Below are 25,074 nucleotides of genomic sequence, written 5' to 3'. Positions count from 1 at the left end.
ACACGACACGGTGTCGACATGAGCGCGGGGGCCGGGTGAGAGTCGACTCTCACGCAACTCTCACGCGCGGACGGCGGACGATCGGGAGGGAGCGGGAGCAAACGGGTCCGACGTTCACCCGCGCAGCGCAGCGGGCGTCTTGACCTCCCCGAAGTAGCGCTGCGACCACTGGGCGTTGACCCAGCGCGGGAAGTACGGCGGCGCCGAGTACTTGAGGCGCGTGTCGTAGACGTAGTTCTTGAAGTAGCCCGTGGTGCCGTTGCCGGTACCGACGATGCCGCGCCACCGCTGGGCGATCGAGCCGTTCACCTGCAGGAGGCCCTGGGCAGCGCCGACGTTGTACTGCTGGACGTAGAACGAGTGCTGCAGCGTCTGGATGGAGCCCATGATCTGCACGCCGCCCACCGACGTCGCGCCGGTCGGGTCGGCGTAGTGGCGCGGCCAGGCCGTCGTGCCGCTCGTGCTGTTGCTGGTCGTGGCGTTCGAGTTCCACGTGCACGACCACCAGGAGCACGAGGCGCCCACGGTGGCGATCCACGGGTGGAAGACCTCGACCGCGTTGGTCGCCACGAGACCGAGCATGTCGGAGCCGTTGAGGCCGCCGGCGAGCACGAGGTCACCGGTCACGACGACCGACTGCTCGGACGCGAGCGTCACGCGCCCGCGCACGATGCCCTCGACGTAGAGGTTCCCCTCCTGGCAGTACTTGGTGCTCTCGCGCATCGTCGTGTCGTACGTGTACGTCGACGACCCGTTGGCCGGGGCGGAGGCCGCCAGCGCCTTCGTGTACGTGCCGAGCGGCAGCGTCTGGCCGGACGGACCGCCGAGCTGGCCCGCGTCGCACCGGGACCGCGTGAGGCCCGTGGTGTCGCCCGCGGCGTACACGACCATGTTGTCCGGGACGGGCACGACGGCGCCGCTGGACGAGTCGAGCGCACTGAGCGTGCCGCACGTGGGCGCACCGGCCGTCGGGGACGCGATCGCCGTCGGGACCTGGCCGCCGTTGTTGGCCGTCTTGTTCCAGACGGTCATGGTGCCGTCGGCGTTGAACTTGATGCGCGTGGAGCCGTAGTAGTGGCAGCCCGGGTGCGACGCGAACGCGGCCGACGTGTCGTCGAGGTAGAGCGCCGTCGAGTACTGCGGACGGACGCCGTTGAAGTTCGCGGTGCTGTACGAGCCGTCGTTCGCCCGGCGCAGGCACTTGCGCCAGCCCGAGCTCGGCGTCGACGCCGTGACGTCGCGGCACTCGGGGTTGGCGGTCGTGAAGCCGTCGGTGAAGGTCGGGCCGTCGGCGAGCACCGAGTCGTTGGAGAACACGGAGCCGACGAGGGTGTCGCCCGAGACGAAGGTGATCTCCTGGCAGCTGCGGGTGTTGCGCCCCTCCCACCAGTACTGCGCGTTGTCGTAGCCGGTGCCGCCGCACGCCGCGTGGGGCGTCGAGGAGTACGCCTGCACGTTGGAGGGGTCGGCCGACTCGAAGTCGGTGTAGTAGACGTAGTCCGTCGAGCCGCCCTTGCCGACCGCGGCCTCGACGGTCCGGTACTCGCCGTTGACCTTGCCCGTCGACGTCACCGTGATCGTGCCCTCGGTGCCGGCGCGGCTCGCGTCGAACGAGTAGTGGAAGTAGCCGGCCTTGGGGTCGGTCGCCCCCGGGACGACGGGCGACCAACCGACGGCCGTCGCGCCCGACCACCCGCACGTGTTGCCGGCGACGGCGGGGCCGCGGAGCGCGTCGTTCGCGCAGTCGATGCCGAGGTAGTAGCCGTCGTCGCGGTTGAGGTGCGAGATGAAGTCGTCGATCCCGGACTGCGCGGCCGACATCGCCGCGGTGACGTCCTGGTCGTACCGCGCGAACTGCTGGCTGGACAACGTGTACGCGAGCGCGGTCATCGCGAGCGACGCCAGCACCATCATGGACACGACGACGAACACGAGCGCCGCGCCCTCGTCACCGCGGTCCCGGAGCCACCGGGCCATGTCAGTCCTCCTCGCTCTGTCGCAGCACGGCCTGGGCGTTCGGGAGCGTGATGCGCTGGATGTACGTGGTCGGGTCGGCACGCGTCGCGTTCGGCGCCTGCACGGAGACGACGAGCTCGACCGCGAGGACGCGCGCGAGCTCGGCCGCGGTGAGGGTCCCGCCGGCCGTCGTGGGCGACATCCGGTTGCCCGACCGGTCGTAGTACTTGAAGACGGGTGTGCCCGCCTGCACGCCGCGCGCGAGGACGCGGGTCGTCAGCCGTGCCCGGCACGCCGCCGACGCCCCCGTCACCTCGGCGTCGCAGTACTGGTACCCGCTCGCGGTCGGGACGTTCGAGTCGGGTCGCTGGACCTTCTCGACGAGATTGCCCGCGTCGGCACCGCTCGTCGCGATGGAGTAGGTCACCCGGCTCGGCCCGACCGAGTTCCCGGGGTTGTCGAGGTTGGCGTAGAACTGCACGGCGTAGTCCCGCCCGACGACGAACGCGTCCTGCGTGCAGGACACGCAGGTGCTCGTCAGCTGGCTGGGCATGACCGCGGTCCGCAGCGCGCGGCTCATGGACTGGACCGACGCGCGTGCGGAGTCGATCTGGTCCTGGCGGCTGATGTTCTCCGCGTTGGTGCGTGCGAAGCCGACCGCCATCGTGATCGTCGCGGCGACGACCATCGAGAAGATGAGCAGCGTGACCAGGAGCTCGGTGAGCGTCGTCCCGCGGTCACCCTCCAGCCCGCGGGTGCGCAGCGCCGCCCGGACGGCCGTCCCGAGGCGCCTCACGGTCCCACCGGCCCGGACGACGACTGCGTCTTGGACAGCGTGCCCGACGACGGTCCGACGACGAACGTGCCGATCGAGCTGCACCGGTTGCCCGACCCCGAGCTCTTGTTCCAGATGTAGGCGTTGTAGACGGTCGTGCCGCTGGTCGGCCGGGGAGCCTGTACCTGGAGCGTCTGGTTGTTCGACGTCGTCGGTCCCTGGACCGGGAGCGTCGGGACGGGTGTCGCCGTCGTCGCGGAGCAGGTCGTGGTCGACGTGCTCACGACGAGGAAGCGGTTGCTGCTGATCCCGGTGACGCGCAGCGTCGCGTAGGTCGGCGTGCTGGCCCAGCTCTTCGTCGTGGTCGTCCCGTAGGCGACCGCGAGCGGGTTGATGAGGTCGGGGAAGCTCTGGCACGCGGCGGTGACCGCACCCGCGGTCTGCCAGACGTACCAGTCGCCCGCCGGCAGGTCGATCGCCCCGCTGCGCGCACCGTCGACGTTGCGCGCGATCGCCGCGACCGTCGTGGGGCACGTCGTGGGCGACGAGAGGCCCGAGAGCCGGCGGTCGACCGCCCAGACGGTGCCGCCGCTCGGGACGCCCTGCAGCCGCAGCTGCGTCGTCCCCCAGAGCACCGGGCTGTTCTCCCCGGAGCCGAGCGCGAGCGCGGCCGGTCCGGGCGAGCACGCGAAGGTCGCGCCGACGACGTACAGGTCGTACGTGCCCGGCACGAGCGACAGCGTCCCCGTGGGACCGGCGACGGTGGCGCTCGTCCCGGACCCCGCGGCGCACGTGGTCGCCGTGCCGGCGGGGACCGCCACGATCCGCGTCGCGCCCGCGGGCAGGTTGCCGACGACGACGGACGCCATCGTGAACTCGACGTCGAGCTGCACGTTCGAGCCCGGTGCGAGGTCGACGACCGGGTACCCGCCGACGGGCGGGGCGTCGCCGAAGTAGGCGCCGTAGGTCGTGGGCCACATGCCGGTGAAGGTCGTCGTCACGCCCGTGACGGTGCGCTGCGTCGCGCCGCTCGCGCCGGAGAACTCGGACGCCACGAGCGTCACCTTCGAGCCGGCGACGTCCGCGTTGCTCAGCGGCTGCCCGTCGGCGCGCACCAGGCGCACCGTGACGGAGCCGGGCTGCGCAACGGAGAAGCTCGCGCCGGTGTAGATCGAGCCGCGGTTGAGGACGCCGGTGCTCTTGCTGGGCGACGGGGTGCCCGAGATGTCGACGTACGAGGCGTCGCCCACCGAGACGGTGTACGAGGTCCCGGTCGTGGCCGGGCTGACCCGGATGACGGCGCAGCCGGTCGCGTCGGTGAAGCCGGTGACGGTGCTGCCGCTGGTCGCGCGGACGGGGATGCCGGTGAGGGGGGCCGCGTCCTGGTCGGTGACCTTCGCGGCGATGAACGAGTCCGTGGTGGGGATGCCGGTGTCCTTGTCCGGCGCGAGCGCGGCGGTGCTGACGACCGGCTGGACCGAGCCCATGTGGGGCCAGGTGACGCTGACCGTGACGCCGAGCGTCGGGTAGGCGACGAGCGAGCCGCCCTCGCACGCGGACGCCCCGGTGCCGGTGATGTTCCACTGGGCGCTGCGGGTGACGGTGTAGGGCATGCCGTCGACGACGAGCGGCTGGCCCGCCGTGCCGCCGTCGAGCGGGTGGGGGTTGGTGACCAGGCCCGCGTCCGCGAGGGTCGCCGGGCCTGCGTCGGTGGCGCCGAACTCCTGGCGGACCAGGTCGATCTCGCGCGCCGCGAGGTTGGCTGCGGCGATGCGCGCCCGGTTCGTGACACCCGCCTTCTGGGTGTTCATGAGGATCCCGACGACCGCGGCCGCCATCGCCCCCAGGACCACCATCGCGACGACGAGCTCGATGAGCGTGAAGCCGCCCTCGTCCGTCGTCCGCCTCCTCGGTGCCACGGAGCACCCCCCTTGTCGTCTCGCCGGTGTTGACGCAGGAAAACGCTGGGAACGCCCGAAGGCGGGACGAGAGCGTCGCCCTCGCCCCGCCTTCGGCGAGCCGTCAACCGTGGATCACGGGACTTCCTGCAGGCCGTTGGCGGCCGAGTAGGAGTACGTCTTCGTGTTGCCCGAGAAGGAGTTCGTGGCGACGACCTCCCACGTGGTCGCCGTCGCGCCGGCGGTCAGGGCGACCGACACGTTCTCCGAGCGGTTGCTGATCTTCTGGCCGTCGATCTGGTACTCGGTGGCGGTCTGCGTGAACGGCACCGCGGTGGCGGCCGGGTTGTCGACGTACCAGGTGGCGATCTCCTTGCCGACCGTGGAGACGTCGGCCTTGGTCGCCGCGTCCTGCGCCTTGTTGCGCTGGTTGAGGAACACCGGGATCGCGATCGCCGCGAGGATGCCGATGATGATGATGACGACGAGGAGCTCGATCAGGGTGAAGCCCTGGTCCTTCTGCTCCATGGACTTGCGGATACGAGCGATCACTTCTGCTCCCGAGGGTCTCGAGCGAGTTCTTGTTCAGTGCCATCCCGGTCGGTGACCGGTCCGAGGTGCTACATCCGAGCCATCGGCGGTGGTCCCGCCGGACTTGAGCCGCGATGTCGTACGTCGGGCGGATATCACTCGGACGGACCAGATGCGGTCATTCGATGAGGTTGAACACGCTGAAGATCGGCATGTACAGGGCGATCACCATCGAGCCGATGATGGTGCCGATCACGACGATCATGAGCGGCTCGATGAGGCTCGTGAGCTGGTCCGTGGTCGCCTCGACCTCCTGGTCGTAGAAGTCCGCGACCTTGCCGAGCATGGTGTCGAGCGCACCGGTGTCCTCGCCGACGGCCATCATCTGCACGACCATCGGCGGGAAGACGGGGTGCTGCGACAGCGGTCCGGTGAGCGACTCACCGCGGCGCACGGACTCCTGGACGGCCTTGGCGGCGCGCTCGATCACGAGGTTGCCGCTCGTCTCGCCGACGATGTCGAGCGCCTGCAGGATCGGCACGCCGGACTTGATCATGGTGCCGAAGTTGCGCGTGAACCGGGCCACGGCGATCTTGCGGAACAGCGGCCCGAACACGGGGACGCGCAGCTTCCACGGGTCCATCCGCTCGCGGATCCCCCGGTCGTTCTTGTGCTTGCCCCACCACACCGCGAACACGACGATCGCGACGACCGTCGGGATCGCCGTCCACTTCACGATGTTGGACAGCGTCACGAGGATCTTCGTCGCCCACGGGAGCTCGCCGCCGAGGCTCTCGAACATGCCGGCGAACACCGGCACGATGAACAGGAGCATGCCGGTCGTCGCGAGGATCGCGACGATGAACACGATGACCGGGTACGTCATCGCGGACTTGATCTTGCCGCGCAGCGCGACCTCCGCCTCGAAGTTCGACGCGACCGACAGCAGCACCTCGTCGAGGAAGCCGCCGACCTCGCCCGCCTTGACCATGTTGATCATGAGCGGCGGGAACACCGCGGGGTGCTTGCCGAGCGCCACGGAGAACGCGACACCCACCTCGACGTCGTTGCGGACCTGACCGAGCACCTTCGCGAGCGGCTTCGACTCCGTCTGGTCGGTGAGGATCGCGAGCGCCCGCAGCAGCGACAGGCCGGCGTTGATCATCGTCGCGAGCTGGCGCGCCATGATCGCGAGGTCCTTGAGCGAGATCTTGTTGTTGCCGAAGCCGGGGATGTTGATCTCGGAGTTGAGGCCGCTGGTCGAGACCTCGGAGATCGAGACCGCGGCCATGCCCATCTCGCGCAGGCGGTTGGCCACCGCCGCCTGGGTCGGCGCCTCGACGCGACCCTTGACGATCTTCCCGGACTTGTCCCGGACCGCGTACTCGAACGTCTTCGCGGCGGCCATCAGAAGGCCTGCCCGAACGCGCCGGCGCCCATGGTCGCCTCGTCACCCAACCCCGCGGCGCCCTGGCTGGAGCCCGAGAACCGGCCCGTGAGCCGGTTGTAGTCCTCGACGTGGTGGCACTTCTCGAGGCCCATCTCGTACGAGATCTTGCCCGTCTTCACGAGGTCGGCGAGGTGCTGGTCCATGGTGTGCATCCCCTGCTTCGCCCCGGCCTGCATGGCCGAGTAGATCTGGTGGGTCTTGCCCTCACGGATGAGGTTGCGGATGGCGGGCGTCGCGACCATGACCTCGGTCGCGACGGCACGTCCGGGCGCGTCCGACCGCTTGCACAGCGTCTGGCAGACGACGCCCTGGATCGCGCCCGCGAGCTGCGTGCGGACCTGCGCCTGCTGGTGCGACGGGAAGACGTCGATGACGCGGTCGATCGTCTGGGCGGCGTCCTGCGTGTGCAGCGTCGCGAAGACGAGGTGGCCGGTCTCGGCGGCGGTGAGCGCGACGGAGATCGTCTCGAGGTCGCGCATCTCGCCGACGAGGATGATGTCCGGGTCCTGCCGCAGCACGTGCTTGAGCGCGTTCGCGAACGAGTGCGTGTCCTCGCCGACCTCGCGCTGGTTGATCAGCGACTTCTTGTGCCGGTGGAGGAACTCGATCGGGTCCTCGACCGTCATGATGTGGTCCTCGCGCGTGCGGTTCGCGAGGTCGATGATCGCCGCGAGCGTCGTCGACTTGCCCGAGCCGGTCGGCCCGGTGACCAGGACGAGGCCACGCGGCAGACCCGCGAACGTGCCGACCACGGCCGGGACGCCGAGCGCCTCGAGCGGCTTGATCTCGTAGGGGATCACGCGGAACGCGGCGCCGACGGACTCGCGCTGCTGGTAGATGTTCACGCGGAAGCGGGCCAGGCCACGCACCGCGTACGAGAAGTCGAGCTCGAGGTTCGTCTCGAACGTCTCGCGCTGCTTCTGCGTGAGGATCGCGTACAGCACGCGCCGCAGCGGCTCGGGCATGAGCGCCGGCAGACCCTCGATCGGGCGCAGCGAGCCGGAGATGCGCACCGTGGGCGGTGCGCCCGTCGTCAGGTGCACGTCCGAGGCACCGAGCCGCACCATCTCGGCGAGGATGTCGTCGATCTGGAGGTCGTCCTCCTGACGCTCCTGCCCCATGCCGGAGCGCGCCGACCGGTCGCGCGCACCGCGCGGCACGACGTCGGCCGTCGCGGGCTTCGCCGTCGGGACCGCGGGCCCGGGCACGTGCCCGGGCGCTCCCGGCAGAGCGGGCGCCGGCTCGGGGCTCGGCTGCGGCACGAACGTGCGGCCGGAGCCGGGAGCGCCGGGGACCGCCGTCATGAGCGGGCGCGTGGGCGCCGGGACGCCCGCGGGCGTGAACTCCGGCTCGACGGGCCCGTGCTGGTACGCCGCGCCCGGCGCCTGGTACGTCGCGGGGGCCGGCGGCTGGACGGGGACCGGCAGGCCGGTCGGCGGCGCGGCCGGGAGGCCCGGCGCCGGGTGGGCCGCCTGCGGCGTGGGCGCGCTGCGTCCCGGGCTCTGCGACGGTATCGGCGAGTACGTCGGCTGGCCCGACGGCACCGATCCCGGGGGCCCCGCCTGCGGCCCGGCGGCGCGGTAGGGCGGCAGCGGCCGCGTCGGCTCCCCTGCGGGCGGGCGGTAGGACTCGCTCACGTCATTGCCTCCACATGGTCACCGCGTCGCGCACGGCACCGTCACGCGGGCGCACTCTCGGCGCCTGGTCGGTTCATCGGCGCACGTACCGCCCGACTTGAGCGGTCCGCGCCGGTCGGGACGCGCGCGTCACGCGACGACGCGCAGGATCTCCTCGATCGACGTCAGGCCCATCGCGACCTTCTGCCAGCCGTCGTCGCGGAGCATGAGCATCCCCTGCTTGGTCGCGGTCGCGTTGATCTCCGCCGACGACGAGTGCGCGACCGCGTGGCGCTCGATCTCCTCGGTCACCCGCATGACCTCGTGCAGCGCGATGCGGCCCTTGTACCCCGTCTTCGAGCACGTCACGCAGCCCACCGGGCGCATGAGCTCGGGGATCGGCTCGCCCGGCACCCACGGGAACCGCGCCGCCTCGAGCTCGCCCGGCGTCGGCATGTAGGGCGCCTTGCACTTGCTGCAGAGCTTGCGCGCGAGGCGCTGCGCGACCACGCAGTCGAGCGCAGAGCCCACGAGGAACGGCTCGATGCCCATCTCCGTCAGACGCGTGATCGCCGACGGCGCGTCGTTCGTGTGCAGGGTCGACAGCACCAGGTGACCGGTGAGGGCCGCCTCGATCGCGATCTGCGCGGTCTCGTGGTCGCGGATCTCACCGAGCAGCACGACGTCCGGGTCGGACCGCAGGATCGAGCGCAGCGCGGACGCGAACGTCAGGCCGGCCTTGGGGTTGACCTGCACCTGGTTGATCCCGGAGAGCCGGTACTCGACCGGGTCCTCGACGGTGATGACGTTGATCTCCGGCTTCGACACCGCGTTGAGCGTCGCGTACAGCGTCGTCGACTTGCCGGACCCCGTCGGGCCGGTGACGAGGATCATCCCGTACGGCTTGGTGTACGACTCCTGGTACGTCGCGTAGTTGTGCTCGAGGAACGACAGGTCGCGCAGGTCGAGGCTCGCCGTCGAGTTGTCGAGGACACGCATGACGATCTTCTCGCCCCACACCGTCGGCAGCGTCGCCACGCGGAGGTCGATCTTGCGGCCGTTGTGCACGACGGACATGCGGCCGTCCTGCGGCTTCCGCTTCTCCGCGATGTCGATGTCGCTCATGATCTTCACGCGGCTGATGACGCCGCCCTGGATCTGCTTGGGCGAGCGCTGCACCTCGTGCAGCACCCCGTCGATCCGGTACCGGACCCGCAGGTCGTGCTCGGTGGGCTCGATGTGGATGTCGGACGCCCGGTCCGTGATCCCCTGCGTCACCAGCAGGTTGACGTAGCGGACGATGGGCGCGTCGTCGTCGACGAAGTCGCCCATCTTCGACAGGTCGGTCTCGGTCGGGGCGGCCTCTTCCTCGAACGCCGAGGACAGGTCCTCCATCTCGTCGTCGGCGCGGCAGAACCGGTCGATCGCGCGGGAGAGGTTGTCGTACGTCGCGATCACCGGGACGACGGGCATGCCCGCCACGGTCCGCACGTCGTCGACGGCCATGACGTTGCCCGGGTCCGCCGTGGCGAGCACGATCGCCCCGTTCTGGATCGCGACGGGCAGCACCACGTACCGCCGGCACAGCGTGCCGGGCACGAGCGACACCGCGGCACGGTCCACGGGGTACTCGTCGAGGTCCACGTACTCCATGCCGACCTGCGACGCGAGGGCCTTGACGAGCTGGCCCTCGGTGAGGACGCCGAGCTCGACGAGCGTCCGGCCGAGCGACTGGCCGCGCGTCATCGTCTCGTCCAGCGCGGCCAGGAGCTGCGCCTCGGTGACCAGGCCCTCGTCGAGCAGGATCTCGCCCAGCTGCTTCACGCGCGCACCTCCAGGTCAGGCCTGCCTCGCGCAGGACCTCTGACCGTTCATCGGCACACCGGGGCGCGGTCCTGAGGAGTCGTGACGACTGTGACAGAACGTCGCAGGTCGCCGTGCACCGGACGCGGTCAGGCCGGGAGGGTCCCCTCCAGCCGCTCCTCGAGCGCGCGCGCCATCGCGTCGACCGGCCCGGGACGCCCCGTCATCAGACGCACCTGCTCGACGGCCTGGTGCAGCAGCATCCGCTCCCCCGGCACCGCGGCGCCCCCGGCCCGCGCCCACGCGACCGACAGCGCGGTCGGGCGCGGGTCGTACGCGGCGTCCAGCAGCACGCCCGTGACGGACGCGCCGGCGAGCGCCGCGGCGAGCGGGTCGGCCGCGCGGGGCGGCAGCGTCGAGACGACCGCGTCCGCACGTCCCAGCAGCGCGGGGGCGTCGTCGAGCGACCGGAACACCGGCTCGACGCCCATCCGGTGCGCGGCCCGCATGAGCCCGCCGGCGCGCGCGAGCGAGCGCACGTGCACGACCGGCGTGGTGCAGCCGAGCTGGGCGAGCGCGGCGAGCGTCGACGCGGCCGTCGCACCCGCACCGAGCACGGCGGCGGAGGCGACCTTCTCGCCCGCGCCGAGCCCCTCGCCGAGCGCGGTGACCAGGCCGTAGACGTCGGTGTTCGCGCCCACCAGCGTGCGAGCCGTCCCCGACCCCTGGAGCAGGACCGTGTTGACCGCGCCGACCACCTGCGCGAGCGGCTCGACGTGGTCGAGCAGCGGGATGACGGTCTGCTTGAGCGGCATCGTGAGGCTCAGGCCGGCCCACGTCGCGTCGAGCCCCGCGACGAACGCGGGCAGCTGCTCCTCCGTGACGTCGAACGCGTCGTACGCCCACCCGTCCAGCCCGAGCGCCGCGTAGGCGGCCCGGTGCAGGGCAGGCGAGAGCGAGTGACCGACCGGGTGCCCCAGGACCGCCGCACGCCGCAGCGGCCCGTCACTCACTCCCGTGCTCCTCCAGCCACGCGTTGAGCTGCGCGATGTTGGCCTGGTGCTCCGCGAAGTCGTCGGTGAACAGCGTCTCGCCGGTCTCCGGGTTGACGGTCACCCAGAAGATCCACGGGCCGTCGGCCGGGTGCAGCACGGCGTCGATGGACACCTCGCCGGGCGACGCGATCGGACCGGGCGGGAGGCCGATGCGCACGTACGTCGAGTACGCGTTGTTCGGGTCGTTGTTCTCCGCCGGGGTGGGGGCGCGCACCACGCCGAGACCGTAGGAGGTCGTGGCGTCGACCTGGAGACGCATCTGCCGGTCGAGCCGGTTCTCGATGCCGCGGGCGACCTTCGCGCGGTCGTCGGGCAGCTTGCCCTCGCGCTCGACGATCGACGCCTTGGTCAGGAGCTCCTGCCGCTGCTCCACCGGCACGGCGCGCTCGTCGAGCTCGGCGACCATCTTCGCGACCATCATCTGCAGCACGCTCGCGGCGGTCGCGTCCGGCGGCAGGTCGTAGGTCGTCGGGAACAGCCAGCCCTCGACCTTGCCGCCGGCCTCGGCGGGCAGCCCGATCGCGGCGGGGTCGGCGGCCGCGGCGCGCAGCTGGTCGACGCTCACGTTCGGGAGCTTCTCGTTGATCTTGGTGTAGATCTGCTCGGCGTTGAGCCCCTCGGGGATCGTGATGCGGAAGCTCGCCCGGCTCGCGGGGTCGAGCAGCGCCGCGATCGCCTGCGTCGCGGGCAGCTCCATGCGCAGCTTGTAGGTCCCCGGCTGGATGCTGCCGGCGTTCGGCTCGAGCGCCCACGCCTTGTTGAATGCCTTCACGCTGGCGACGACCTTCGCGTCGACGAGCTTCTGGCCGATCACCGCGCCCGAGTCGCCCGACGCGATGGTCACCTCGGTCGAGCCCACGCCCGGCCCCGGGTAGTCCTCGAGCGCCTGCTCCTGGCCGCTGCCCTGGAACAGGCCGCCCATGAGCTCGGAGACGACGTAGACGGCGCCGCCCACGAGCACGAGCGCGACGACGAGCACCGAGAACGACCGGCGCCGACGACGCTTGCGCTCCCGCTCGGCCTTCGCCTTGCCCCGCTGACGGCTGCGGCGCGACTCCGACGACTGCTGCCGCGCGGCGGGGTCACCACCGAACAGCTCGGCCGCCTGGTCGCCGCGTTCCACGGGCGCCCACCACTCGGTCTGGCTGTTGCTCACGTACGCGTCACTCCACCGTCGCTCGTCCGTCGCCCACAGGCCCCCCGTGCGCCGTGCGGCCGTGCTGGGATCGGTCGTCGTCGACCGGTTCCCCGGGACGACGTCCCGTCGCACGCTCCGCGTCCAACGCGTACTGCAGGATCACCACCGCGGCCGCCTGGTCGACGACCTGCCGCTGGCGGCGCCCGGATCGGCCGGACGCCTGCAGCGCCTGATGGGCGGTCACCGTGCTCATCCGCTCATCGACCAGCCGCACCGGTACGGGTGCGACGGCCTGCGCCAACCCCACAGCGTACGCGCGCGCGGCGGCCGATGCGGCACCTTCGGCACCCGAGAGGTGCCGGGGATGTCCGACATACACGACGGCTGCACCACGTTCGTGCACCTCGTGCACGATCCGCGCCACGTCCGCGGGCGTCCGCCGTTCCTTGCGTCCGGGCACGTCACGGGCCAGTGTGTCGACCGGCGTGGCGATCAGGCCGTCCGGGTCGCTGGCCGCCAGACCCACACGGACCGAGCCGACGTCCACCGCGAGCCGGGGCCCGCGGGGGACGCCGGTGTCGGGGCCCACGTCAGGCCCGCAGCCCGTCGACGACCGACGCCAGGGCGTCGCCGAGGCGCGCCGCGTCGGTGCCGCCACCCTGCGCGAGGTCGTCCTTGCCGCCACCGCCGCCGCCGAGCACGCCCGACGCGGTCCGCACGAGCGCACCGGCCCGCACACCGGCCGCGCGCGCCGCCGCGTTGGTCGCGACGACCACGACGGGACGGCCCTTGGCGACCGCGCCGACCGCGACGACCGCGGGCGCCGACTCGCCGAGCCGCGACCGCACGTCGAGCACGAGCGTGCGCACGTCGTCGGCCGACGCCTCGCCGGCGTCGTACGTCACGACCCGCGTGCCGTCGACCGTCTGCGCGCCGTCCGCGATCGACCCGGCGGCCGCGAGGACCTGCGCCTGGCGCAGCGTCGCGAGCTCCTTCTCGGAGTCCTTGAGCTTGCCGAGCAGCGCCGAGACGCGCTCGGTCAGCTCGTCGGGACGCGCGCCGAGCAGGCCCGAGAGCTGCCCGACGAGCGCGCGCTCCTTGGCCTGGTACCCGTACGCCCCGGCGCCGACGAGCGCGTCGACGCGCCGTACGCCCGAGCCGATCGCCGACTCGGACAGCAGCGTGACGAGGCCGAGCTCGCCGGACCGCTTGACGTGCGTGCCGGCGCACAGCTCGAGGGACCAGCCGTCGCCGATGTCGACGACGCGCACCTCGTTGCCGTACTTCTCGCCGAACAGCGCCATCGCGCCGCGGCCGCGCGCCTCGTCGATCGCCATCACCGAGTCGGTGACCTCGAGGTCGTCCTGGAGGCGCTCGTTGACGCGCGCCTCGACCTCGGCGACCACCTCGGACGGGGTCGCGGACGGCGAGCGGAAGTCGAACCGCAGCCGGCTCGGCGCGTTGAGCGAGCCCGCCTGCGTGGCGCCCTCGCCGATCGACTCGTGCAGCGCCTTGTGCACGAGGTGCGTCGCCGTGTGGGCGCGCGCGATCGCGCGGCGGCGCGCCAGGTCGATGCGCGCCGTCCCCGTCTCGCCGAACGCGACCGTGCCGTCGACGAGCCGGCCGTGGTGCACCGACAGGCCCTTCACGGGCGCCTGCACGTCGTCGACCTCGATGCGCGCGCCGCCGTCGAGCTGGATGACGCCCGTGTCGGCCTGCTGACCGCCCGCCTCGGCGTAGAACGGCGTCACGTCGAGCACGACCTCGACGTCCGCGGGCGCGGTCGCCGCGGGCGCGGGCACACCGTCGACGAGCAGCCCGACGACCTTCGCGCGCGCCTCGGCGTCGGTGTAGCCGACGAACTGCACGGGCTTGGCGGCGGTCTCGCTCAGCGTGGAGTGCAGCTCCTGGTACGCCGCGGTGTCCGCACGTCCCGCGCGCTTGGCGAGCGCGTCGGCACGCGCACGCTCGCGCTGCGCCTGCATGAGGGTGCGGAACGCCGTCTCGTCGACCGCGACGCCCTGCTCCGCCGCCATCTCGAGCGTGAGGTCGATCGGGAAGCCGTACGTGTCGTGCAGCTGGAACGCCTGGTCGCCCGACAGGACGGTCGCGCCGGACCCCTTCGCGGCCTGCACCGCGGTGTCGAGGATCGTCGTTCCCGCCGCGAGCGTGCGCCGGAACGTCTCCTCCTCCGCGTACGCGACCTGCGCGATGCGGTCGAAGTCGCGCGCGAGCTCGGGGTAGGACGCGCTCATCGCGTCGCGGCTCATCGGCAGCAGCACGGGCAGCGCGGGGTCGTCGACGCCGAGCAGGCGCATCGCGCGGATCGAGCGGCGCAGCAGACGGCGCAGCACGTAGCCGCGGCCCTCGTTCGACGGCGTCACGCCGTCGCCCACGAGCATGAGACCGGATCGGACGTGGTCGGCCACGACGCGCATGCGCACGTCGTCGTCGTGGTTCGCGCCGTAGCGGCGGCCCGACATCTCGACCGCGCCGTCGATGACGGGGCGCACCTCGTCGATCTCGTACATGTTGCCGACGCCCTGCAGCAGGTACGCGACCCGCTCCAGGCCCATGCCGGTGTCGATGTTCTTCTGCTTGAGGTCGCCGAGGATCGGGAAGTCCTCCTTGCCGCCCCCGTCGCCGCGCTCGTACTGCATGAACACGAGGTTCCAGATCTCGACGTACCGGTCCTCGTCGACGACCGGACCGCCCTCGGCGCCGAACTCGGGGCCGCGGTCGACGTAGATCTCGGAGCACGGACCCGCCGGGCCGCGCGCACCCGTCGACCAGAAGTTGTCCTTCATGCCGCGACGCTGGATGCGCTCGTCGGGCAGCCCCGCGATCTTCTTCCAGAGCGCGGCCGCCTCGTCGTCGTCGTGGAAGACCGTGACCCAGATCTTGTCGGGGTCGAACCCGTACCCGCCGTCCGCCTGCGACCCGGTGACGAGCTCCCACGCGTAGGTGATCGCCCCCTCCTTGAAGTAGTCGCCGAAGGAGAAGTTGCCGTTCATCTGGAAGAACGTGCCGTGCCGGGTGGTCTTGCCGACCTCCTCGATGTCGAGGGTCCGCACGCACTTCTGGACGCTCGTCGCGCGCGGCCACGGCGGCGTCTGCTCGCCCAGCATGTATGGGATGAACGGCACCATGCCCGCGATGACGAACAGCGTCGACGGGTCGGGCGAGATCAGGGGTGCGGACGGCACCACGGCGTGACCTCGGCCCTCGAAGTAGTCGAGCCAACGCTGGCGGATCTCGGCGGTGCGCATGGTGTCCTCGTGAGTCGCGTCGTGCCCGTCCCGGACGGGACGGAGTGGTGGGTGCAGCGCCCGGGGCGCCGCGCGTGTTCCCGCTGCCGGGAACCAGTGTGCGTCAGAAGAAGGCGTAGCCGTCGTCGTCGTCCGGGTCCTCGGTCGGACCCTCGGCCCAGCGCTTGCGCACGGCCTCCTGCGACGCCGCGTCGCGTGCCGCGGTGCCGCGCGACGACCACGCCTCGCGCAGAGCCTCGACGCGCTCCGGACGCTCGGCGCGCAACCGCTCGACGTCGACGTCCCCGACGAGGTCCTGACGCAGCTGCTCCTCGCGCTCGGCGAGGCCGGCCGCGAACTCGCGTCGAGCCGTCGCCCACGCCCCCCGGACCCGGCTCACGCCGTCGACGACCTCGGTCGCGCCCGCGGGCACGTACGCGTCGACGAGCCGCTTGCCCTGCCGGAGCACGACGACGGTCACGACGACGCCGACGCCGACCCAGACCAGCCGGCGCATCAGCGGCCCTTGCGGGCGCCCGCGGACAGCCCCGCGAGCGCGCGTCGGACGCCGTAGGAGAAGGCCGCAGCCTTGATCATCGGCCCGCCGACGGTCGCGGCGAACAGCGACGTGAGGGCGGAGACGTTCTCGGAGACCTGCGCGGCGGCGGTCGTCACGGTGTCGATGTGCTCGAGCTGCACGTTCGACGACGCGACCAGCGTGGCCGTCTCGTCCAGCACCGGAACCGTGTGGTCCGTCAGCTCCTTGATCGACTCCGTCGCGCTGTCGAACGTCCGCCCGAGCTTGACGAGCGGCACCGCCAGGAACGCGACGAGCCCCACGAACGCGGCGGCCGCGATGAGCCCCGCGACGTCACCAGCCGACATGCCACCCCTCCCAGTCCGGGGCCCGGACGGACCCCGCGGAAACCCTACCCACGAACGCGCCCCGCACCCGCACCGGGACGCGCCGCGACCGCAGGCTCGACGCCCCGGGCCCGGAGACGCGAACGCCCCGCGTGCGCGGTGGGCGCAGCGGGGCGTTCGGCGTGGCGTGGGTCAGCGCGCGTAGTACTCGACGACGAGCTGGACCTCGCAGGTCACCGGGACCTCGGCGCGCTTGGGGGCGCGGACGAGGACGGCGCTCAGCTTCTCGAGCTGGACGTCGAGGTAGCCCGGGACGGCCGGCAGGACGTCGCGGTGCGCACCGGCGGCGGCGACCTGGAACGGCGTCGTGGCCTGGCTCTTCGGCTTGACCTGGAGGGTCTGGCCGGGCTTCACGCGGAAGGACGGGCGGTCGACGATCTTGCCGTCCACGAGGATGTGGCGGTGCACCACGACCTGGCGGGCCTGGAGGATCGTGCGCGCGAAGCCCGAGCGCAGGACGAGCGCGTCGAGACGCGTCTCGAGGTTCTCGACGAGGGCCTCACCGGTCAGGCCCGGGGCCTTGCGGGCGTCCTCGTAGGCGCGGGCGAGCTGCTTCTCGCGCAGCGCGTACTGGGCGCGCAGACGCTGCTTCTCGCGCAGACGCACCGCGTAGTCCGACTCGGTGCGGCGACGCGCGCGGCCGTGCTCACCGGGCGGGTAGGGGCGCTTCTCGAAGTGCTTGACGGCCTTCGGCGTGAGGGCCAGGCCGAGGGCGCGGCTCAGGCGGACCTGGCGGCGCGAACGGGTCACACTGCTCACAGAGTTACTTCCTGTCGTCGTCTCGATCACACCCGCGAGCGGAAGGTCTTCCGGCGGGGTGGGGCCGACCTGTGGTGGTCACGCGAGGTGACCGGCGGCTGAGGCCCCAGGATGGTCACCGTCCGGATGACGCGGACCAGGTCCGCGTCAGCACTGCCCGGTGACGAGCCTGACAAGACTACCGGCCCGCGCGCGTCGCCCCAAATCCCCGCCGGCGGACGAGCGGCGTCACGCCTCGTCGAGGATCGCGCGGATGCGGTCGAGGCGCTCGGTCACCTGCCGCTCGAAGCCGCGGTCCGTCGGGCGGTAGTAGCGCGACCCCTCGAGCTCCTCGGGCAGGTACCGCTGCGCCGCGACGCCGTGCGGCTCGTCGTGCGAGTACACGTACCCCTTGCCGTGCCCGAGACCCTTCGCACCCGCGTAGTGCGCGTCGCGCAGGTGCGGCGGCACCGACCCGATGCGCCCCGCGCGCACGTCCGCGAGCGCCGCGTTGATGCCGTTGTAGGACGCGTTCGACTTGGGCGCGGTCGCGACGTGCACGACGGCCTCGGCGAGCACGATGCGCCCCTCGGGCATGCCGATCATCTGGACGGCCTGCGCGGCGGCGACCGCGGTCTGCAGGGCGCTGGGGTCGGCCATGCCGACGTCCTCGGCGGCGGCGATGACGATGCGCCGGGCGATGAACCGGGGGTCCTCCCCCGCGGCGACCATGCGCGCGAGGTAGTGCAGGGCGGCGTCGACGTCGGAGCCGCGCATCGACTTGATGAACGCGGAGATGACGTCGTAGTGCTGGTCGCCGTCGCGGTCGTACCGGACGGCGGCGGTGTCGATGGCGCGCTCGACGGTCGCGAGGTCGACGAGCGCGGGGCCGTCGTCCTCGTCCGGGACGGTCCCGGACAGCGCGGCGCCGGCGGCGGCCTCGAGGATCGTGAGGGCCTTGCGCGCGTCGCCGCCGGCGAGGCGCAGCAGGTGCTCCTCGGCGTCCTCGACGAGGAGCACCGCGGCGTCGAGGCCGCGCTCGTCCTCGACGGCCCGGCGGACGAGCCGGCGCACGTCCTCGGTGCTCAGCGGCTGCAGCGTGAGCAGCAGCGAGCGGGACAGCAGCGGGGAGTTGACGGAGAACGACGGGTTCTCGGTCGTGGCGGCGACGAGCGTGACCCAGCGGTTCTCGACGCTGGGCAGCAGCGCGTCCTGCTGGGCCTTGGTGAAGCGGTGGACCTCGTCGATGAACAGGACGGTCTCGCCGCCGTCGGTCGCGAGGCGGCGGCGGGCGTCGTCGATGACGGCGCGCACGTCCTTGACGCCCGCGGTCACGGCGGACAGCTCGACGAACCGACGGCCGGACGTGGTGGCGACGAGGTACGCGAGCGTCGTCTTGCCGGTGCCGGGGGGACCCCACAGCACGACCGACGACGGCGCGGCGCGCCGGGCGGCGTCGTTGGCCGGCTCGACGAGCCGCCGCAGCGGCGACCCCGCGACGAGCAGGTGCTCCTGGCCCGCGACCTCGTCGAGCGTGCGCGGGCGCATCCGCACGGCGAGGGGCGCGCCCGGGGCGACGGCGGGCACGCCCGCCGTGGTCGCCGTCGCGGTGTCGAACAGGTCCATGCGGGCAGGGTACGCACGCGCGCCGACGTCACCCGAACCGTGCGTGCGCGAGCCCGGGTGCACCTGCGACGATGACCCGCGTGTTCGCCCGTCTCGGCCGCGCCGTCGCCCACCACCCGCGCCTGACCGTCGTCGTCTGGCTGGTCCTCGCGATCGCCGGGTACGCGCTCGCGGTGCTGGGCGTCCACGGGGAGAACCTCTTCGACCGGCTGTCGACGGGTGCGCCGAGTGTGCCGGGGTCGGAGAGCGTCGCGGCGCAGGACATCCTCGACGAGGCGTCGACGACGGGCCCGTCGGTGACGCTCGCGGTGAGCGGCGTCGACCCGGCGGACCCCGCGGTCGCCGAGGCGTTCGCGCCGCTGCGCGAGGACCTGGCCGGGATCGACGGCGTCGCGAGCGTGATCGACCCGCTCGCGCTGCCGGGCGGCGTGCAGAACCCGGCGGCGGCGCCGCTGGTCGCGCGCGACGGCGACGGGTTCCTCGTCGTGGTGGAGCTCGCGCCCGACCTCACGGGCGAGCAGGAGCGGGCGGCGCACGACGAAGCCGTCGACGCGCTGCGCGCCGTGCCCGGCGAGCTCGCCGACGTCGCGCCCGACGCGAGCGGCATGGTCGGCGGGACGACGCTCATCGTGCGCGCGATCACGGACCAGGTCGAGACGGACCTGCGCACGGGCGAGGCGATCGCGCTGCCGGTCGCGCTGCTCGTCATGGTGCTCGTGTTCGGCGGGTTCCTCGCCGCCGGGTTGCCGATGGCCGGGGCGGTCGCGTCGATCGCGGGCGCGCTCGCGTCGCTGCTCGCGTTCTCCTACGTGCTCGACCTGGACTCGTCGGTCGTCAACGTCGTCACCGTGCTCGGGCTGGGCCTCTCGATCGACTACGGCCTGCTCATGGTGTCGCGCTTCCGGGAGGAGCTGCACCACCTCGTCGACGTGGACGACGGTGCGGGCAGCCGGCGGCGGCGCGGCGACGGCGCCGTCCTCGCGGCGGTCGAGCGCACGATGTCGACCGCCGGGCGGACCGTGACGTTCTCGGCGCTCATCGTCGCGATCGCGATCTCCGGGCTGCTGGTGTTCCGGCCGCCGATCCTGCGCGCGTTCGGCGCGGCCGGCGTGACCGTCGTCCTCATCTCGGTGCTCACGGCGCTCACGCTCGTGCCCGCGCTGCTCACGCTGCTCGGCCGCCGGATCGTGCGCCCCAGCATCCTGTCCCGGATCCCGGGGCTGCGCGGCATCCTGCGGCGCACCGCCGACGTCGAGACCGAGGACGGCGCCTTCTCGCGGCTCGCAGCACGCGTCCAGCGGCACCCGTGGTGGGTCATGCTCGGCTCGCTCGCCGTGCTCGGCCTGCTCGCCCTCCCCCTCGCGCACATCGAGCTCCGCAACTCCACGACCGAGCTGCTGCCCATCGGGTCCGCGCAGCGCGAGTACGTCGAGACGCTCCGCGAGAGCTACCCCGCCGCGACGACGCCGGGCATCACGGTCGTCGCGGAGACGACGCTCGAGGACGCGACCGCCTGGGCGCAGGAGCTCGCCGACGTCGACGGCGTCGCGAGCGTCGACCCGCCCACGACCGTCGGCTCCTACGTCGTCGTCGGGGTCCGTCCGGACACCGACGACCCGGGTGACGCGACCGCGCGCCAGGCGGTCGAGGAGATCCGCGACCTCGACCCCGGCTTCCCGACCTGGGTCACAGGCCAGGCCGCCGGGCAGATCGACTTCACCGCCGCCGTCGCGGAGCGTGCGCTCGTCGCCGCGGGCGTCGTCGCGGTCGCGACGCTGCTCCTGCTCTTCCTCATGACCGGGTCGGTCGTCGTCCCGGTCAAGGCGCTGCTCACCAACACGCTGTCGCTCGCCGCGTCCCTCGGCGTGCTCGTGTGGGTGTTCCAGGACGGGCACCTCACCGGCGTGCTCGACTTCGTGCCGACCGGCGGGATCGAGACGTACGTCGTCGCGCTCGTCGTCGCGTTCGCGTTCGGCCTCGCGATGGACTACGAGGTCTTCCTGCTGTCCCGGATCAAGGAGCTCGTCGACGAGGGCCGCCCCAACGACGAGGCCGTGCGGGTCGGCCTGCAGCGGTCCGGGCGGATCATCACGTCCGCGGCGGCGATCGTCATCGTCGTGTTCGCCGGCTTCGTCGCGGGCAAGCTGCTCGTCATCAAGGAGGTCGGCTTCGCGCTCGCGGTCGCCGTGCTCGTCGACGCGACGCTCGTCCGCCTCTTCCTGGTGCCGGCGACCATGACGATCCTCGGCCGCGCCAACTGGTGGGCGCCGCGCTTCCTGCGCCGGGTGCACGAGCGGCTGCCGCTGCACCACTGAACCGTCGCCCGGGCGCACCGCCCGGTGGTGCGTACCCCGTGGCGCCCGACGGTCGGCGGCCGGGGTCGGTGGCCGGAACCCCGGCTCAGGGCGCGGGACGGTCCGCGCCGTGCGGCCCGTACGACGCGCACTCGAGCTCGGTGCGGAACCCGAGCCGCTCGTACACCCGCCGCGCCCGCACGTTGTCGGCGTACATGCCGAGCGACACGAACGCGCACCCGGCCGCCAGGCCCTCCACGAGGACCGCCGCCGCGAGCGCGGTCCCGATCCCGGCGCCGCGTGCGTCCGGCAGGACCCCGAGCCCGTGCAGGTGCCACGACGCCGGTCGTCCGCCGTCCCCGCCGCGGGCGGACGCGCCGACGACTCCGAGGAGACCCTCCGGTCCGGTCACACCCCACCAGCCGGCCTCGCCAGGGCGAGTCGGGTCCGCGGACGTGGCGGGGTTCGCCGTCGCCAGGCACGCGCGGATCGCGTCCGCGTCACCGGTCGGGTCCAGGCGGACCACGCGCGGGTCCACGGCCGCGCTGGCGGGCGCGGCGTCGGCCGCGAGCCAGTCCCACGTCGAGAAGGGTGCGAGGCGCAGCACCGCGAGCGCGTCGGGCGGGATCGTGGTCCCCCGCGGGACGGTCAGCCAGCGTGCGCGCTCGACGAGCCCCGCACGGTCCAGCAGCGACCCGGACCCGAGGGCGACGACCTCGCGCGTGAGCAGGGCGCCGACACGCCCGGCCTCGCCGAGCCCGAACAGGCTCGGGCCCGTGCCCGACGGCGTCGCGAGCAGCACAGCCTCGTCGTCACCGACGACGTGCGCCTCGTCCCAGCGGCCGTCGCCGCCCAGCAGCGCGCGGTGCGCGCGCCACCGGGCGGGCAGCCGCGCGAGCAGCGCGCTCACGCCTCCGGCTGGTCGGGCTTGGCCTTCGGCTGCGCGTCCACGCCGGCCTCACGCCGCTGCTCGGGCGTGATCGGCGCGGGCGCGGCCGTGAGCGGGTCGTAGCCCCCGCCGGACTTCGGGAACGCGATGACCTCGCGGATCGACTCGCTGCCGGTGAGCAGCGCGACGATCCGGTCCCAGCCGAACGCGATCCCGCCGTGCGGCGGCGCACCGAACTGGAAGGCGTCGAGCAGGAAGCCGAACTTCTCCTGCGCCTCCTCCTGCCCGATGCCCATGACCTCGAACACGCGCTCCTGCACGTCGCGGCGGTGGATACGGATCGAGCCGCCGCCGATCTCGTTGCCGTTGCAGACGATGTCGTACGCGTACGCGAGCGCGTTGCCCGGGTCCTGCTCGAACCGGTCCAGCCACTCGGGCGTGGGAGAGGTGAAGGCGTGGTGCACGGCCGTCCACGCGCCGCCGCCGACCGCGACGTCGTCGTCCTCGCCCGTGGGCTTGAACAAGGGCGCGTCGACGACCCAGACGAGCTCCCACGCCTTCTCGTCGATCAGGCCGCCGCGGCGACCGATCTCGAGCCGGGCGGCGCCGAGCAGGGCGCGCGCCTCGGACGGCTTGCCCGCGGCGAAGAAGATCGCGTCGCCGGGCGACGCGCCGGTCGCCGCGACCAGCCCGGCACGCTCGTCGTCGGTGATGTTCTTGGCGACCGGGCCGCCGAGCTCGCCATCCTCGCCGACCGTGACGTACGCGAGACCCTTGGCGCCGCGCTGCTTGGCCCACTCCTGCCACGCGTCGAAGCCGCGCCGGGGCGTGGCGGCCCCGCCGGGCTGCACGACGGCGCCGACGTAGGGCGCCTGGAAGACGCGGAACGGGGTGCTCGCGAAGTACTCGGTGAGCTCGACGAGCTCGAGGCCGAACCGCAGGTCCGGCTTGTCGGAGCCGTACCGGGCCATCGCGTCCGCGAACGTCATGCGGCGGATCGGCGTGGGCAGCTCGACGTCGATGAGGCGCCACAGCGCGACGAGGATCTGCTCCGCGAGCGCGATGACGTCGTCCTGCTCGACGAAGCTCATCTCGACGTCGAGCTGCGTGAACTCCGGCTGCCGGTCGGCGCGGAAGTCCTCGTCGCGGTAGCAGCGGGCGATCTGGTAGTAGCGCTCGAGGCCCGCGACCATGAGCAGCTGCTTGAAGAGCTGCGGCGACTGCGGCAGGGCGTACCAGGAGCCGGGCGCGAGGCGCGCGGGCACGAGGAAGTCGCGGGCACCTTCAGGGGTGGAGCGCGTGAGGGTCGGGGTCTCGACCTCGACGAAGTCCTGCGCGTCGAGGACCGCACGGGCGGCCTGGTTGACCTTGGCGCGCAGGCGGATCGCCCGCGACGGCGCCGGGCGGCGCAGGTCGAGGTAGCGGTGCTTGAGGCGCGCCTCCTCGCCGACGGTCTCGTCGAGCGACGACGAGACCTGGAACGGCAGCGGCGCGGCCTCGTTGAGGACGACCACGTCGTGCGCGACCAGCTCGATGTCGCCGGTCGCGAGGTGCGGGTTCTCGTTGCCCTCGGGCCGGCGACCGACCTCGCCCGTCACCTGGAGCACGTACTCGGCGCGCAGGCCGTGCGCGACCGCCTCGTCACGGATGACGACCTGGGCGATGCCCGACGCGTCCCGCAGGTCGACGAACGCCACGCCGCCGTGATCCCGGCGCCGGTCCACCCAGCCCGTGAGGGTGACGGTGGTGCCGACGTGCTCGGCTCGCAGCGAGCCGGCCTGGTGGGTGCGGAGCACGGGTGTTCCTTCGCTCGACGACGGGTGGGAGCGCCGGACGGGCGCCCGCTCGATCCTAGTGGGCGCGGCACGTCCCGCGGCTCCGGCATTCCCGGCGCCCGCGACCGCCGCACCGGCCGGGAGGCGACGACGAGGACGCCCGCTCTGCCGGGACGAGCGCACCGTCGCGGTCAGAAGAGCGTCGGCTGGGCGACCCCGGGGACGGCGACCTCGGGCGTCACGCGGGGCAGGGAGCCCACCGGGTACGCGCCGTCGCGCATCGCGGCGCGTCCCGCGCGGTGACCCGACGGGTCCCCGAAGCCGTGCCGCACGAGCAGCGGCGCCACGCGGTCGCGTAGCCACTGGCCGTACCCGTCGGGCGTGTAGGCGCCCGCGCCGTAGAGCTCGTCGTACCGCCGGACGAGCTCCGGGCGGTACCGGCCGAGCCAGGCCATGAAGAGCGGCTTGACGGAGCCGCGCAGGTGCAGCGGCAGGATCGTGACTCCCGACGCGCCGGCGTCCGCGAGCGCCGCCAGGAGCGCGTCGAGGTGCTCGGTCGAGTCGGTGAGCCAGGGCAGGACCGGGGCGACCATGACCCCGCAGGGCAGGCCGGCGTCGCGGACCGCGCGGATCAGCTCGAGGCGGGCCCGCGGCGTCGGGGTGCCCGGTTCGAGCTCGGCCTGGAGCTGCTCGTCGAGGACCGCGAGCGAGACACCGATCCCCACCTGCACGTGGCGCGCGGCGTCGGCGAGCAGCGGCAGGTCGCGCCGCAGCAGCGTGCCCTTGGTGAGCACCGAGAGCGGCGTGCCGTGGTGGACGAGCGCGTCGACGATGCCGGGCATGAACCGGTAGCGGCCCTCGACGCGCTGGTACGGGTCGGTGTTGGTGCCCATCGCGACGTGCTCGCGCCGCCACGACGGGCGCGCGAGCTCGGCGCGGAGCACGTCGACGACGTTCGTCTTGACGACGATCTGCGTCTCGAAGTCGCGGCCCGCGCCGAGCTCGAGGTACTCGTGCGTCGGGCGGGCGAAGCAGTACGTGCACGCGTGCAGGCACCCGCGCACCGCGTTGACGGTCCAGCGGAACGGCATCTGCGACGCGGCCGGCACCTTGTTGAGCGCGCTGCGGCAGTGGACCTCGTGGAACGTCACGCCCGCGAACTCCGGAGTACGGACGGTGCGGACGAGGTTGGCGAGCGCGAGGCCGGGCAGGGTGGACGTGTCCTCCCCCGGCGCCACCCGCTGCCCGTCCCATCGCACGACGCCAGTCGAACACGTGTTCGAGGCCGCGTCAACCGGCGCGCCCCGGCGCGAGCGATCCGCGCGGCGCGCGGCGTCCGACGAGGATCGCCCGCACGC

At 72.8% G+C, this 25,074-nt stretch carries 20 protein-coding genes; 2 read left to right on the top strand and 18 right to left on the bottom strand.

All coding sequences use genetic code 11. The features are described from left to right. Positions 1 to 114 precede the first annotated feature (114 nt). The 6 genes from OOT42_RS09750 to OOT42_RS09725 all read right to left on the bottom strand — a co-directional run bounded on the left by OOT42_RS09750 (position 115) and on the right by OOT42_RS09725 (position 7,914). Entirely contained in the window at positions 115 to 1,977 is a 1,863-nt protein-coding gene (locus OOT42_RS09750) for a hypothetical protein (RefSeq protein ID WP_273654657.1), read from the bottom strand. 1 nt (position 1,978) lies between these two features. Then, positions 1,979 to 2,752, bottom strand: coding sequence for a prepilin-type N-terminal cleavage/methylation domain-containing protein (locus tag OOT42_RS09745; RefSeq protein WP_273654656.1), 774 nt, complete (start codon positions 2,750 to 2,752; stop codon positions 1,979 to 1,981). After that, positions 2,749 to 4,650, bottom strand: a complete 1,902-nt coding sequence (locus OOT42_RS09740) for a prepilin-type N-terminal cleavage/methylation domain-containing protein (RefSeq protein WP_273654655.1) — start codon at positions 4,648 to 4,650, stop codon at positions 2,749 to 2,751. Before OOT42_RS09740 ends, OOT42_RS09745 begins: the two co-directional genes overlap by 4 nt. A gap of 114 nt (positions 4,651 to 4,764) precedes the next feature. After that, the gene (locus OOT42_RS20230; RefSeq protein WP_337251893.1) at positions 4,765 to 5,157 is read right to left on the bottom strand and encodes a prepilin-type N-terminal cleavage/methylation domain-containing protein; all 393 of its coding nucleotides are present in this window, start codon (positions 5,155 to 5,157) and stop codon (positions 4,765 to 4,767) included. A gap of 181 nt (positions 5,158 to 5,338) precedes the next feature. Continuing rightward, positions 5,339 to 6,568: a type II secretion system F family protein gene (locus tag OOT42_RS09730; RefSeq protein WP_273654654.1), complete on the bottom strand. Its 1,230-nt coding sequence runs from the start codon at positions 6,566 to 6,568 to the stop codon at positions 5,339 to 5,341. Continuing rightward, entirely contained in the window at positions 6,568 to 7,914 is a 1,347-nt protein-coding gene (locus OOT42_RS09725; protein WP_273654653.1) for a type IV pilus twitching motility protein PilT, read from the bottom strand. The genes OOT42_RS09730 and OOT42_RS09725 overlap by 1 nt, the downstream gene beginning before the upstream one ends. On the opposite strand from OOT42_RS09725, the gene OOT42_RS09720 reads away from it, so the two are divergent. Continuing rightward, positions 7,913 to 8,194, top strand: coding sequence for a hypothetical protein (locus tag OOT42_RS09720; RefSeq protein WP_273654652.1), 282 nt, complete (start codon positions 7,913 to 7,915; stop codon positions 8,192 to 8,194). The genes OOT42_RS09725 and OOT42_RS09720 overlap by 2 nt on opposite strands. A gap of 182 nt (positions 8,195 to 8,376) precedes the next feature. Here the strand turns inward: OOT42_RS09720 and OOT42_RS09715 are convergent, their stop codons facing one another. The 9 genes from OOT42_RS09715 to OOT42_RS09675 all read right to left on the bottom strand — a co-directional run bounded on the left by OOT42_RS09715 (position 8,377) and on the right by OOT42_RS09675 (position 18,758). Continuing rightward, positions 8,377 to 10,050, bottom strand: a complete 1,674-nt coding sequence (locus OOT42_RS09715; RefSeq protein ID WP_273654651.1) for a GspE/PulE family protein — start codon at positions 10,048 to 10,050, stop codon at positions 8,377 to 8,379. A 128-nt stretch (positions 10,051 to 10,178) separates the two neighbouring features. Further along, the gene (locus OOT42_RS09710; protein ID WP_273654650.1) at positions 10,179 to 11,042 is read right to left on the bottom strand and encodes a shikimate dehydrogenase; all 864 of its coding nucleotides are present in this window, start codon (positions 11,040 to 11,042) and stop codon (positions 10,179 to 10,181) included. Further along, positions 11,035 to 12,240 (bottom strand): endolytic transglycosylase MltG, encoded by a 1,206-nt coding sequence (gene mltG, locus OOT42_RS09705; protein WP_273654649.1) that lies wholly within the window; start codon positions 12,238 to 12,240, stop codon positions 11,035 to 11,037. Before mltG ends, OOT42_RS09710 begins: the two co-directional genes overlap by 8 nt. 7 nt (positions 12,241 to 12,247) lie before the next feature. Then, the gene (gene ruvX, locus OOT42_RS09700) at positions 12,248 to 12,811 is read right to left on the bottom strand and encodes a Holliday junction resolvase RuvX (protein ID WP_273654648.1); all 564 of its coding nucleotides are present in this window, start codon (positions 12,809 to 12,811) and stop codon (positions 12,248 to 12,250) included. Position 12,812: 1 nt separating this feature from the next. Continuing rightward, a complete protein-coding gene (alaS, locus tag OOT42_RS09695) occupies positions 12,813 to 15,491 on the bottom strand; it encodes an alanine--tRNA ligase (RefSeq protein ID WP_273654647.1) in 2,679 nt (892 codons plus the stop codon). Between the two features lie 103 nt (positions 15,492 to 15,594). Further along, complete coding sequence (locus OOT42_RS09690; protein ID WP_273654646.1) at positions 15,595 to 15,987, bottom strand: hypothetical protein; 393 nt, start codon at positions 15,985 to 15,987, stop codon at positions 15,595 to 15,597. After that, a complete protein-coding gene (locus OOT42_RS09685; RefSeq protein ID WP_273654645.1) occupies positions 15,987 to 16,355 on the bottom strand; it encodes a DUF948 domain-containing protein in 369 nt (122 codons plus the stop codon). Before OOT42_RS09685 ends, OOT42_RS09690 begins: the two co-directional genes overlap by 1 nt. A 171-nt stretch (positions 16,356 to 16,526) precedes the next feature. Then, entirely contained in the window at positions 16,527 to 17,153 is a 627-nt protein-coding gene (gene rpsD / locus OOT42_RS09680; RefSeq protein ID WP_013771170.1) for a 30S ribosomal protein S4, read from the bottom strand. 228 nt (positions 17,154 to 17,381) lie between these two features. Further along, a complete protein-coding gene (locus OOT42_RS09675; protein ID WP_273654644.1) occupies positions 17,382 to 18,758 on the bottom strand; it encodes a replication-associated recombination protein A in 1,377 nt (458 codons plus the stop codon). Between the two features lie 71 nt (positions 18,759 to 18,829). Here OOT42_RS09675 and OOT42_RS09670 point away from each other — a divergent pair, with 71 nt between their 5' ends. Then, the gene (locus OOT42_RS09670; protein ID WP_273654643.1) at positions 18,830 to 21,073 is read left to right on the top strand and encodes an MMPL family transporter; all 2,244 of its coding nucleotides are present in this window, start codon (positions 18,830 to 18,832) and stop codon (positions 21,071 to 21,073) included. An 85-nt stretch (positions 21,074 to 21,158) separates the two neighbouring features. Here OOT42_RS09670 and OOT42_RS09665 read toward each other — a convergent pair whose 3' ends face one another. The 3 genes from OOT42_RS09665 to OOT42_RS09655 all read right to left on the bottom strand — a co-directional run bounded on the left by OOT42_RS09665 (position 21,159) and on the right by OOT42_RS09655 (position 24,975). After that, complete coding sequence (locus tag OOT42_RS09665; RefSeq protein WP_273654642.1) at positions 21,159 to 21,962, bottom strand: GNAT family N-acetyltransferase; 804 nt, start codon at positions 21,960 to 21,962, stop codon at positions 21,159 to 21,161. Then, positions 21,959 to 23,737 (bottom strand): aspartate--tRNA ligase, encoded by a 1,779-nt coding sequence (gene aspS / locus OOT42_RS09660; RefSeq protein ID WP_273654641.1) that lies wholly within the window; start codon positions 23,735 to 23,737, stop codon positions 21,959 to 21,961. Before aspS ends, OOT42_RS09665 begins: the two co-directional genes overlap by 4 nt. Before the next feature lie 170 nt (positions 23,738 to 23,907). Then, a complete protein-coding gene (locus tag OOT42_RS09655) occupies positions 23,908 to 24,975 on the bottom strand; it encodes an Rv2578c family radical SAM protein (RefSeq protein ID WP_273654640.1) in 1,068 nt (355 codons plus the stop codon). Between the last annotated feature and the right edge of the window lie 99 nt (positions 24,976 to 25,074).

This window comes from Cellulomonas fimi (assembly GCF_028583725.1).
GTDB lineage: Bacteria > Actinomycetota > Actinomycetes > Actinomycetales > Cellulomonadaceae > Cellulomonas > Cellulomonas fimi_B.
This window is presented reverse-complemented; position numbering and strand designations above follow the sequence as displayed.